Here is an 11512-nt window from a genome sequence, read left to right as displayed (position 1 = left end):
CGGCCTGTGGCGAAAAGGGTGAACCTCAGTTCCCCGGAAAACGATGAGTGGACTCACCATCCGTCGAGTAGCGTCACACTTCTGGCCTTTTTCGCGGTCCGCAAGACCCTGTTGTTTTGCCGCAGATGTCAGGAGTCAACGCATCCATGCCCGATCCCATCGATTGTCGAAGCGGTCTTGCCGCCTTGCCGGCGGTGTTGCTCGACCGCCTGCGCCAGGCCGACGAGGTGCTGGTCCTGACCGGTGCCGGCGTGTCGGCGGAAAGCGGCATCGCCACCTTTCGCGAAGCCCTGACCGGGCTCTGGGCGCGCTTCGACCCGGCGCAACTGGCCACCGCCGAGGCCTTTATCGAGGATCCGGTGCGGGTCTGGAGCTGGTACGAGGGACGCCGCGCCCAGGTGCTGGCCGCCCAGCCCAACCCGGCCCACCGCGCCCTGGCGCAGTGGGGCGACAGGCACGGCCGCTTCCACCTGGTTACCCAGAATGTCGACGACCTGCACGAGCGCGCGGGCAGTCGCGCGGTGATCCACCTGCACGGCAGCCTGCACGCGCCGCGCTGCTTCGAGTGCGCGCGCTCGCTGACGGCGCCGGCGTTGCCGGAGGCGGCGGAGCAGCTCGTGGCGCCGCCGCGCTGTCCCGCCTGCGGCGGTCTGGCCCGGCCGGGCGTGGTCTGGTTCGGCGAGTCGCTACCGGCAGAGGCCCTGGCCAAGGCCTGGGCCCTGGCCGAGCGTTGCGACCTCTGTCTGGTGGTCGGCACCTCCGGCCTGGTGCAGCCGGCGGCCAGTCTGCCGGGGGTGGCGCGCCAGCAGGGCGCCACGGTGGTCCGCATCGATCCGCAGCCAGCGGCGGACTTCAGCGACGACTGGCAACTGCTGGGCGCGGCCGGGGTGATCCTGCCGGCGCTGCTGGAGCGCCTCTAGACCCTCAGTGCAGCGCCTGGCCACCGGTCCCCAGGGCATCCAGGGTGCGCTTGAGGGCGGTGTAGGCCTGGCGCTGGTCATCGTCTTCGGTCAGCAGGCCGTCGAACAGAGTGGCGACCAGCGCCGGATCCTGGGCGACGAAGCGATCGATGAGAACGTCGTTGTCCTGACGCCCGGCGGTGATCAGCAGCACGGCGAGCTGGGCGACATAGCGCGCCGCCAGCGGATAGGCCTTGAGAAAGACCTTGAAGGGCGCGTCGGCCAGCCCGGGGGCGAAGCCCTTGGCCAGGCCCTGCTGGGCGGCGGCGATGGCCTGGCGGACGGCGTCCTGCCAATTGCCGGCGGTCACCGCGCCCGCCGGCAGGGCGCGGCGCATCTGGCCGAGCAGGCTGTTGAGAAAGATACGGCGATTGGCCTGGTAGTCGTCATCGGTGTCGAGCAGTTCGCGGCGAATGCGGGTCAGCACGCGGTCGTCCTCGGCATCGGCGGTCACCGCCTGCTTGAAGGCCAGGGTCAGTTCGCGATCCAGCAGACCGGGCTTGCGGCCTTCCAGTTCGGCCTGCAGCAAGGGACCGCTGGAATCGGCGAAGAAGAAGCGCTCGGCGTGGGGCGCCAGGCGTTCGCGCAGGCGCGGCCAGAGCTCCGCCGCGAACAGTTGCTCGGCCGTGCCGCCGGAAACGATGACGCGGTGCTGCGGCGCCTCGGCCAGATAGTCGAACAGCGCGGGGGTATCGAGCGCGGTGCGATCGACGATGAGGTAACGGTGCTTCACGGCAACTCCTGAACGCGACGGCCGCACCTGTCGGGGTACGGCGGGGATGGCCATTAGTCTATAGGAAGGTGGGAACGCTTGGCCCGGCCTTTGGCCTAACCAGCAGGGTGCAGCCCGCGACACCCTTCCTTTCGCGGCCGGAGGACACCAAGATGCGCAAGACCCCGCTGATCCTTGCCCTGAGCGCTGCCCTGGCCCTGGTGGCCGGTCCCAGCCTGGCCGCCAGCAACAACAACGACGCCGGGGTGACTGGCAACGGCATCGGCGCGCCGGGCAGCTCCAACACCAGCAACAGAGACAGCGCGGACGACACCTCCACCGCCACGCCCTCGACCCAGAAAAAGGTCGACAGGACCCCGGCCACCAAGGCCCAGGGCAGTCAGCAGAAGCGCGTGCTCAACGATTGACGGTCAAGCAAAAGGCGCCTCGCGGGGCGCCTTTGGGCGGGTCGGCTTCTGACCGCAAAGAGCGGCTTCAGGAGGCGCGGGTGTAGCGCACCTGCCAGTCGAGTCGCTCATGGGTCGCCCGCTCGATACGGGCGCGACTGTCGCAGATGAAGGCTTCCAGCAGGGAGTTGTCCAGCAGATCGACCCGGGCGATGCGGCGTTGCAGGAGCGCCGTGCCGTTGGGCGCATAGACCTCGACGTTGAAGGTCGCTGGATCCTGGGCGGTCATGGCGCACAGCATCGGTTGAAAAGCGCCCTTGATAATGGTGTTCGCATCCGTGAACTTCAGCGGCTCGGCCATCGCAATCACTCCTGTCAGCTATAACGCTTCGACCGATTCTTGAGCTACCCGTTCGACTTTTGCCATGACCGGCTGGCAGATTTGTGATCCAGGCGGTAGCGCTGGCCTGGCAAAAGACGGCCGGTCAGTTGATCAGGGTGCCGAAAGCCTTGTCCGCCTCTATGACCTCAGGCAGCTCGCCCAGCAGCAGCTCCAGATCCACGCCTTCCAGCAGGGGATTGGCGAGGGCCGCCTTGGCCTGGTCGTTGATGCCGCCATGGCGACGCAGGACGAAGGAAATCAGGCGGGCCTGAGCGACCATGCGCGCCTGGGTGGAATCCTCCGGCGCATCCTGGGGGTGCAGCTGGTAGGCGATGGCATGCTGGATCACCACCGGCAGCTGCCAGCGACGGGCCAGCTCGGCGCCGACCTCTGGATAGCCGAAGCCGATGGCCTGGTCGGCAGGCACCGGAGCGCGCTGCTCGGCGTCGATGCGCACGGCGATATCGGGCGCCGCCGTCCTGATCAGCAGCTCACCGATGCTGTGCAGCATGCCGCAGGTGAAGGCGGTCTCGGGATCGGCACCGGCCTGGCGGGCGAGGACGCGGCAGATGCTGGCCACGTCGAAGCTGTGCTGCCAGAAATCCCGCGGATCGAAGCTGGGGTTGTGGCGGAAGGCGGCGGTCACCGCCGAAGCCAGGACCAGGGTGCGCAGGGCGTCGAAGCCCAGGCGGATGGCCGCGCCTTCGATGCTGGTCGAGGGGCGCACGCCGCGAAAGCGCACCGAATTGGCCAGGCGCAGGACCTTGGCGGAAAGCACCGGATCCAGCGCCAGATTGCGGGCGACGTCTTCGATGCTGCTGTCGGGATCGTCGAACTGCTGGATCAGCTCCTGAGCCACCTTGGGAATGCTGGGAAGGGTATGCAGGTGATCGAACAGAGCATCGATTTCCATGATGGCGCCTGGTTGGTTCTTTACCGATGGTGGGAGCTGATGAGTCGTCGAAAGCATGAACGACGGCCTGGGCACTGCCAAGCCTAGTCGAAGATCCCCGAGCGAAGAGCTTAGCGGGCCGGGCGAGCCGGTTTGCAGGGCGAGCTGACCGGTGGCGTCATTTCGCCGCCGTCCGTTTGCCTGGTCTGCTCGCGGCCGTGGTCCTATGCGGTCTTGTCCAAGGCGAAGCGATGACCAGACGTCTATTGTCTTTCTTGAGTCCGCTTTCCGCCGACGGCGGGCCACGAATGGGATAGCATCAGGTGATATCAGTTGGCCACCAAATTTGGCGTTCGAGTTGTGCAATGACTTACCAGACTCATATTCGCCAGATGCTGCAATTGCCCAATGTGCTGGCGCAGAGCACCGGCATCCTGGGCTGGTTGATCAGCGTGCTGATCAATCCCTTCCTGACCGCCGGGGTGCCGGCCTGGGGCTGGCTGGCCTTTGCCGGCATGATCGGCTCCTGCCTGGCCATGACCACCGCCCGGCGCTTTGCCGTCTGGCGCCTGTTCGCCCTGGTGTTCGTGCTGTTCGAGGCGCTGGCCTTTCGGTTCCAGATCCTCGGCATGGGCGAGGCCGGCTATGCCTGGATGATCCCCATGGCCATCGTCATCATCCTCGGCTCGACCATTCTGTTTTCCCATGTGCTCGACTATGGCATCGCGGCCGGCGCGGTCTGGCTGCTGCTGTTCTATGGCGAACTGGACACCATCACCGCCGCGTCCCTACCGCTGTTCTGGGTGATGCTGGGGGCCAGCCTGGCACTGGGGCTGCTGCTCAATGCCACCTTCGTACGCATCGTCGCCAGCACCTTGGAACTCAAGGAACGCTATCGGCTGCAGGCGGAAACCGATGCCCTTACCGGGATCAGCAACCGCAGGGCGCTGATGCTGGACATGGAGCAGGTCTGCCGGGAGGGCTCGCCGTCCTGGTATTTCGTCATGCTCGACATCGATGACTTCAAACGGATCAACGACAGATTCGGCCACGACGTGGGGGACCAGGTACTCCAGGAGATGGCCGGAATCCTGGTGAAGCACTTTCCGGGTGGACGCTTCGGGCGCCTGGGCGGCGAGGAATTCGGCGTGCTGCTCAAGTGTGAGGATGAGCGCCAGCTGGCGCAGCGACTGCAGGCGCTGCTGGACGATATCCGCAGCAACACCCGCACCGGCAGCTGTTTTTCCTTCAGTGCCGGGGTGGCGCGCCTCGCCCCGGGCTATCAGCCCTCGGATCTGCTCAAGCAGGCCGATGGCGAGCTCTATCAGGCCAAGCGCGCCGGCAAGGACCGGGTGCACCACCGCGGCGGCATGATCTGCGGTTGAGGGGGGCTAGCCGCCGTCCGCCGGCGGCGGATGGGAGCGATTGCGCCCCAGGTGCTTGGCCCGGTAGAGGGCGGCATCGGCGCTGGCCAGCAGGTCGGCGGGCTGGGGTGGTGGGGTCTGGCCAGGCGGCTGCACGGCGATGCCGAGACTGACGGTGATGCGACCGAAGGGACTGGTGGCATGGGCCACCTCCAGCACCTGCAGGCGCTCCTGAACCGTGGCGGCCACGCGCTGGGCGCCGTGCTCGTCGCAATTGGGCAGCAGCAGGACCATCTCCTCGCCGCCATAGCGCGCCGCCAGGTCGCCCGGACGCCGCGCCGCCGAGGCCACCACGCCGGCCACCGCCTGCAGGCAGCGATCCCCCGCCGGATGGCCATAGTGGTCGTTGTAGGCCTTGAAGTGATCGATGTCGATCATCAGCAGGCTGAGCGGCTGGCCATTGCGCTGCGCGCGCGCCAGCTCCACCGGCAGCAGGTTGTCGAACTGGCGGCGATTGCCCAACCCGGTGAGGCTGTCCTTGAGGGTCAGCAGGTGCAGCTCGTCATGGGCCTGGCGCAGGGCTGCCGCGCTGCGCTCTCCGGCGCGGATTTCGCGGAGCAGCCGGAAGCCGAAGACCAGCATGCCGGCGATGATCAGGCCGACCACCGTCACCGATCTCAGCATGTCCTGGCGCCAGCTGGCGAGGATGTCGCGTCGGGAAATACCGGCCAGGGCCACCAGCGGATAGCCCTCCAGGTGCTGGAAGGCATAGAGGCGTTCCTGACCATCGAGCAGGGCACGGACCAGGGCGGTACCGCTGGGCGCCTGGTTCACGTACTGGCGAAAGAGGTCACCATCGGCCAAGGGGGTGCCGACGTGCTCGGGCACATAGGGGCGGCGAACCATCAGGGTGCCGTCGTCCAGCGCCAGGGTGATGGCGCCCCGGGCATCCAGCTTGAAGCGCTCGTAGTAGTCGACGAAATACTGCAGGCGGATGGTGGCGAGCAGGACGCCGACAAAGCGCCCGTCGCGGTCTTCCAGGCGCCGCGACACCGGGATGATCAATTCGTGGGTGCTGCGGCTCTCGATCACCGCGCCGACGTGCAGCACGTCGGCCGGATGCTGGCGGTGGAACTGGAAATACTCGCGATCGGCATTGTTGGCCCGGGGCGGCTCGCTGCTCTTGTCGGTCACCCGCCATTCGCCGTCGCGATCGTAGACGAACAACCCGTGCAGTTGCGGCAGCAGGGCGGCCTGGCGCGCCAACAGACGATGCACCCGTAGGCGGTCTAGTTGCTCGAAGGGTTGATCCTCCAGGCGATCGCGAATGCTGACCAGCAGCGAATCGGCTTCCTTGATGGCGTCATCGGCGTGCTGGGCGGCGGCCACGGCGATGTTGCCGACGTCACTGCGAGCACTGGCGAAGGCATTCTGGTAGTTGCGCCACACCTGCCAGGATTCCAGTGCCAGGATTACCGCAACGGCGCAGACCAGCAGCCACAGCGCCCGGCGCTGGGTGGCCGGATTGCGCGGTGGCAGGGGGGTGTCGTCGGCGTCGACCATGGCGGGGCTGTTTCCTCGTCCTCGGTGTGCAGGAGACCGCGAGTCGACCGATTCACGCCACCGCACAGGGATAAAAGTCAGACAAGTCTACAGTTTCGTCGGAATCTTGCAGAGCATGCGAATCCCTGCGCCATCGCCGTGGTCACTAGCGATACAGCCGTCCCTGGGACGGCGCCCCGTCACTGCCCCGACCAGGAGGTCACAGATGTCGCAGATCGCCGAACAGATCGTCGAAGACGCCATGCAGCGCATCGAGGAAAACGAGTCGCAGCATGCCGCCGATCCCGTGCGCAATTTCTCCCTGACGCTGACCGATCCCGCGGAGATCCGGGTCGGCGCGGAGATCTACTTTCTCTTCGAACAGCGTCTCAAGGGTTTCTACCCGGATGCCCGGGTCGTGGTGCGCGGCCATGCCGCCGAAGGTTACAACATCACCGCCCAGGTCGAGCGCCGCCGCTCCGCCTGAGTGCGAGGCTTGCACCTCGGGTCAGGTGCGGGCCAGCTTCACCAGCTGCCGGGCCAGTAACGGCCCGGTCAGCACCACCCCGATCAGCCGCAAGGCCTGCATGGCCAGCACCAGGCCGACATCGGCGTGGGCGTCCACCGCGATGATGGCCATGGAATCCAGTCCGCCCGGACTGGTCGCCAGGTAGGCGGTGAGAAAGTCCACGTGCATCAGCCGCGCCATCAGCAGCGCCGACAGGGCGCAGAGCGCGATCAGCAGCAGCGAGGCGAAGATCATCTTGGGCAGGGCGCGCCAGACATAGGCGACCGTGGCCCGGTCGAATCTTAGGCCCACATAGCAGCCCATGGCGCCATAGGCCGCCGCCAGCAGCAGATGGGGCAGGGTGATGTCCAGCCAGCCATTGAGTTGCAGCAGGGTACCCAGGGCGATGGGCAGCAGCAGGGCACCGGCGGGAAACAAGCGACCGCCCAGCCAACTGCCGGCCAGGGCCACTGCCAGGGTCAGCGCCAGATTGACGGCGAAGTGGCCGTCCAGGCTGACCACGGTGGCCTGATGGCCGGTGCCGCTGCCTTCGGCGCCCAGCAACCGACCGACCAGCGCACTGATCAGCACCACGCAGACCACCCGCACATACTGCATGGTGGCGACGATGCGTGGATCGGCGCCGTATTCCTCGGCCATGGCCACCATGGCCGCAGCCGCGCCCGGCGTGGTGCCCCAGGCGGCGGTGCTGCCCGGCAGGCCACCGAAGCGCACCAGCAGGGCCCCGGTGAGCAGGCTGAGCAGTACGGTCAGGGCGGTGGCCAGGAGCATCACCGGCCAGTGCTCGGCGACGGTGAGCAGCACCGCGGCGGTCATGGCATGGGCGATCAGGCAGCCCACCACGCCCTGGCCGGTCTGGAACAGCCGGCGCGGCAGGCGGATGGTGGCGCCGCCGACGCCAAAGGCGATGGCCACCAGCATGGGACCGAGAAAGAGCGCCGCCGGCACCTGCAGCCAGCTGAGTCCACCGCCGACAAGGGCGGAGCAGAGGATCAGGGCCAGCCATTGCAAGAGGGGCGGATAGGGCGAGGGGACAGAAGGGGTGGACAAAGCGGTCTCCGGACGGCGGGGAGCCGGCGCGGCGTACCGACCCCGGGACCGGCTCGGGGCCGGCCCTGGAGGCGATTATACGACCTTTGCAGCTTTCAATGGCCTTTCAGTCGCTGAAAAAACCGTCCTGTCAGCGCACCAGGTGCAGGAACTGCAGGTGGCGCTCGTACTGGTCGAGCATATCGTTGAGGATCTGCTCGCGGTTGTAGCCCACCAGGTCATAGTCCTGGCTGCCCTCGGTCAGGTGCACCTCGGCGCGGTAGTAGCGCCGATTCTTCAGGTGCAGGCCGCCGATGCCGGCGCGGGCGAAGGAGGGCGTGAAATAGCCCTGCATGATCACCTGGTAGATGAAGGGGTGCTCTTCGCCGTGGCCGATGGTCAGCTGCAGATTGGCGTTGGTGGAATCGAACTGGGTCTCCACCACCAGGCCCTTCTCCCGCGAGACCTCGACCATCTCCTCCATAGCCGGGCGCACGGTGCTGTCCATGAAGCGATAGACCTCGTCCCGCGAAGGGAAGTACACCGCCTGGGACAGCCGCTGGCGCCAGCCGCCATGCCGGGCCTTGCCGTTGGTCGCCACCGGCGCGAGGGAGTGCAGCCGCGCCCGCTGGCGTTGGGACTCCAGGTGCAGCGCCTTGTGCAGGCCCCACATCATCAGCAGCACCACCACCGAGAAAGGCAGCGAGGTCAGCACCACCGCCGACTTCAGGGCATCCATGCTGCCGGCGAACAGCAGGCCGCCGGTGACCACGGCCACGGCCGCGCCCCAGAACACCCGCAGCCACTTGGGACCGTCTTCGTCGGCCTCACCGCCCTTGGACGACAGGGTCGAGAGCACCACGGTGCCGGAGTCGGCCGAGGTGACGAAGAAGACGAAGCTCACCAGCACGGCGACGCTGATCACCACGCGGCTGGCCGGATAGGTTTCCAGCACCTGGTAGAAGGCCATGGCCGGATCGGTGAGGGCGGTCTGCGCCAGGCCGGTCATGCCCTGGCCGAGGACCAGTTCCAGGGCGCTGTTGCCGAAGATCGACAGCCAGGCCAGGGTGAAGCCCAGTGGAATGAACAGCACGCCAAAGACGAATTCGCGGATGGTGCGGCCGCGCGAGATGCGCGCGATGAACAGCCCGACGAAGGGCGCCCAGGCGATCCACCAGGCCCAGTAGAACACCGTCCAGCCGCCCAGCCAGTCGGAGGGCTCGTCATAGGCGTAGAGGTCGAAGCTCTTGCCCGGTAGGGCCGAGAGGTAGTCGCCGATGTTCTGGATCAGGGTGTTGAGCAGGTGCTGGGTCGGCCCGGCGAACAGCACGAACAGTAGCAGGGCGACGGCCAGCACCATGTTGATGTCGGACATGATGCGCACGCCCTTGTCGACGCCGGACACGGCGACGGCGATGGCCGCGCCCATCATCAGCACGATGAGGATCAGTTGCACCCAGTGGCTGTGGCTGATGCCGAACAGGTAGTCCAGCCCGGCATTGAGGTGCAGCACGCCGAAACCGAGGTCCGCGCCCAGGCCGAAGATGGTGGCGATGATGCCGAAGGCGTCCACGGCGTGACCGATGGGCCCATTGATGCGCTTGCCGATCAGCGGATAGAGCGCCGAACGCAGGGCCAGCGGCAGATTGTGGCGGTAGGCGAAGTAGGCCAGCGCCATGGCCACCAGGGCGAACACGCCCCAGCCGTGCAGGCCCCAGTGCAGGAAGAGGATCTGCATGGCCTGGCGCGCGGCTGCCGGATTGCCCCCTTCGCCGGCCGGCGGCTGGGCGAAGTGGGTCAGGGGTTCGGAGACGCAAAAGAAGAACAGGGTGATGCTGATGCCGGCGGCGAACAGCATGCCGGCCCAGGACAGGTAGCTGAATTCGGGTTGGTCGTGGTCGGCACCGAGCTTGATCTTGCCGTAGCCGGACAGCGCGGTGACCACCACGAACACCAGATAGAGCGACATGGCCAGCAGGTAGTACCAGCCAACCGTATTGGCGGCCCAGGTCTGGGCCTGCAGCAACCAGGCGCCGGCCTGCTCGGGACGGCCGATGACGGCCAGGGAAAACAGCAGAATCACCGCGGCCGCACAGTAGAAGGCGGGGGGATTCAGTTTTACGGTGCCGGATGAGGGCGTCGCACTCATGAGGACTCCTTGCGCACTGCCAAAGGGAAGAATGCTTTTTTAATTGATCGTTCGATTAAAAAAGAATACCACAGGCGACCCCTGAGGTGAACGCTTCGAGTCGGCGCTGCGTTGAAAGTTGCCGTCTAGAGGTCTTGCCTATGCCGGTGGTCGACTTTGGTCGAGACCAGGCCGAACGGTCAGAACCGCGACCCCTTGGCAAAGTCTGTTGGTTATGACTCAGGTATCTTCTCCATTCGGCTCCTATCGTCCGCTACTGCTCCTGGTAGAGGATGAGCCGTTGCTGCGGGAACTGGCCACCGAGGCCCTGGAGTCGCTGGTGGACCTGCAGGTGGTGGCCGTGCCGACCGCCGATGCAGCCCTGAGCTACCTGGAGCAGACCGGTGCCCGCATCGACGTGCTCTTCACCGACGTGCGCATGCCGGGTCGCCTCGACGGCGAGGCCCTCGCCCAGCTGGTGTCCCAGCGCTGGCCGCACATCCCGGTGATCCTCACCTCCGGCGACCGCCTCACCGTGCCTCGCGGCGCCGGCCGCACTCGCTTCATGCCCAAACCCTGGCATATCGACGATATGGCCAACTGCGTCAACGAGGCGCTGGGGCAGAGTCGGGTGGCGTGAGGAGAGCTGGATCGGTTGTAAAGCCGGGATCTATGACCGACTATCCCAGGGCTGATCTGGCTGGAGTCATGCCATGCGACCTTCTCTTGTCTTGGACGTGAAACGTGCTGTCATACGGGACGTTGCGTCGCGTTTTCGAGTGGCCAATCCTCGGGTGTTCGGTTCAGTTCTCGAAGGTACCGATCAGGACGGCAGCGATCTGGATCTGTTGGTGGATGCCCTACCAGGGGCAACACTGTTCGACCTGGGAGGACTGCAGGACGAGCTCGAGGAATTGCTGGGCGTCCCAGTGGATCTGGTAACCCCCGCCGATTTACCCGGATCCTTTCGCGCACAGGTTCTACTGGCGGCACGACCGATATGAATCGCACGGCGGACTACCTGGCTCATATGCAACAGGCGGCCAGCGAGGCGCTGGGCTTTATCGAGGGTCTCACTCGGGAAGACTTCCTCGAAGACCGCCGGACACAGCAAGCGGTGGTCATGAGCCTGATCATCATCGGCGAAGCGGCGACCAAGCTCATGGCTGTGGACGAAGCCTTTACCCAGGCGCATCCACACATCCCGTGGCGCAGCATGAGAGGCATGCGCAATCGTATCGCCCACGGTTATTTCGACATCAACCTCGATGTGGTCTGGGAAACCGTCGTTACCGCCCTGCCCGAACTTCTGGAACAATTGCGTCTGTTATCGGGAAGGTAGCTTCGTACCACGCTGTGCCCTCACCCCAACCCTCTCCCAGGGGGAGAGGGGGTTATACGAGCGGGGCTCGACTTCATTCCTTCCGGCAAGTCCGCAATCTACCGTCACGCTCACTGGCGGGACTCATTATCGGTAGCACTGTAGCGTGGAAAACGGCGCAGCCTTTTCCACAGGTAGCTACATACCGCGCCGTGCCCTCACCCTAACCCTCTCCCAAGGGGAGAGG

Annotated in this window: 13 protein-coding genes; 7 read left to right on the top strand and 6 right to left on the bottom strand. The window is 66.1% G+C overall.

Annotation, left to right across the window (positions count from 1 at the left end; all coding sequences use genetic code 11):
* The first annotated feature begins 146 nt into the window (after positions 1-146).
* Positions 147-920, top strand: coding sequence for an SIR2 family NAD-dependent protein deacylase (locus CFE50_RS10450; protein ID WP_286733279.1), 774 nt, complete (start codon positions 147-149; stop codon positions 918-920).
* A 4-nt stretch (positions 921-924) separates the two neighbouring features.
* Here the strand turns inward: CFE50_RS10450 and CFE50_RS10445 are convergent, their stop codons facing one another.
* Entirely contained in the window at positions 925-1692 is a 768-nt protein-coding gene (locus tag CFE50_RS10445) for a hypothetical protein (RefSeq protein ID WP_108582963.1), read from the bottom strand.
* A gap of 152 nt (positions 1693-1844) precedes the next feature.
* Between CFE50_RS10445 and CFE50_RS10440 the strand changes: the two genes are divergently transcribed.
* Positions 1845-2099, top strand: a complete 255-nt coding sequence (locus tag CFE50_RS10440) for a hypothetical protein (protein WP_241809241.1) — start codon at positions 1845-1847, stop codon at positions 2097-2099.
* Between the two features lie 67 nt (positions 2100-2166).
* On the opposite strand, the gene CFE50_RS10435 is transcribed toward CFE50_RS10440, so the two are convergent.
* Positions 2167-2439, bottom strand: coding sequence for a DUF1652 domain-containing protein (locus tag CFE50_RS10435; protein ID WP_007162578.1), 273 nt, complete (start codon positions 2437-2439; stop codon positions 2167-2169).
* Between the two features lie 124 nt (positions 2440-2563).
* Positions 2564-3376, bottom strand: a complete 813-nt coding sequence (locus CFE50_RS10430; protein WP_241809254.1) for an HDOD domain-containing protein — start codon at positions 3374-3376, stop codon at positions 2564-2566.
* A 341-nt stretch (positions 3377-3717) separates the two neighbouring features.
* Between CFE50_RS10430 and CFE50_RS10425 the strand changes: the two genes are divergently transcribed.
* A complete protein-coding gene (locus tag CFE50_RS10425) occupies positions 3718-4737 on the top strand; it encodes a GGDEF domain-containing protein (RefSeq protein ID WP_286733274.1) in 1020 nt (339 codons plus the stop codon).
* A 6-nt stretch (positions 4738-4743) separates the two neighbouring features.
* On the opposite strand, the gene CFE50_RS10420 is transcribed toward CFE50_RS10425, so the two are convergent.
* Entirely contained in the window at positions 4744-6279 is a 1536-nt protein-coding gene (locus tag CFE50_RS10420; protein ID WP_286733273.1) for a GGDEF domain-containing protein, read from the bottom strand.
* A gap of 205 nt (positions 6280-6484) precedes the next feature.
* On the opposite strand from CFE50_RS10420, the gene CFE50_RS10415 reads away from it, so the two are divergent.
* Positions 6485-6745 (top strand): hypothetical protein, encoded by a 261-nt coding sequence (locus CFE50_RS10415; protein ID WP_007162574.1) that lies wholly within the window; start codon positions 6485-6487, stop codon positions 6743-6745.
* A gap of 21 nt (positions 6746-6766) precedes the next feature.
* On the opposite strand, the gene CFE50_RS10410 is transcribed toward CFE50_RS10415, so the two are convergent.
* Both CFE50_RS10410 and betT read right to left on the bottom strand, forming a co-directional pair.
* Complete coding sequence (locus CFE50_RS10410; RefSeq protein ID WP_241809244.1) at positions 6767-7837, bottom strand: AbrB family transcriptional regulator; 1071 nt, start codon at positions 7835-7837, stop codon at positions 6767-6769.
* Positions 7838-7967: 130 nt separating this feature from the next.
* On the bottom strand, positions 7968-9932 hold the full coding sequence (betT, locus tag CFE50_RS10405) for a choline BCCT transporter BetT (protein WP_085982657.1): 1965 nt from the start codon (positions 9930-9932) through the stop codon (positions 7968-7970).
* A 247-nt stretch (positions 9933-10179) separates the two neighbouring features.
* Between betT and CFE50_RS10400 the strand changes: the two genes are divergently transcribed.
* From CFE50_RS10400 to CFE50_RS10390, 3 genes are all read left to right on the top strand, one after another.
* Positions 10180-10584, top strand: coding sequence for a response regulator (locus tag CFE50_RS10400; RefSeq protein WP_286733271.1), 405 nt, complete (start codon positions 10180-10182; stop codon positions 10582-10584).
* Between the two features lie 73 nt (positions 10585-10657).
* Positions 10658-10948 carry a nucleotidyltransferase family protein gene (locus CFE50_RS10395; RefSeq protein ID WP_145152867.1) on the top strand — a complete coding sequence of 97 codons (291 nt, stop codon included), beginning with the start codon at positions 10658-10660 and terminating at the stop codon, positions 10946-10948.
* Positions 10945-11286 (top strand): HepT-like ribonuclease domain-containing protein, encoded by a 342-nt coding sequence (locus CFE50_RS10390; RefSeq protein ID WP_241809245.1) that lies wholly within the window; start codon positions 10945-10947, stop codon positions 11284-11286. Before CFE50_RS10395 ends, CFE50_RS10390 begins: the two co-directional genes overlap by 4 nt.
* Positions 11287-11512: the final 226 nt, after the last annotated feature.

Origin of the sequence: Pseudomonas sp. PGPPP4 (genome assembly GCF_002256045.1) — a bacterium.
In the GTDB taxonomy this organism is placed as follows: domain Bacteria; phylum Pseudomonadota; class Gammaproteobacteria; order Pseudomonadales; family Pseudomonadaceae; genus Chryseomonas; species Chryseomonas oryzihabitans.
The sequence above is the reverse complement of the archived record's forward strand: the minus strand, read 5'-3'. Positions and strand labels throughout refer to the sequence as shown.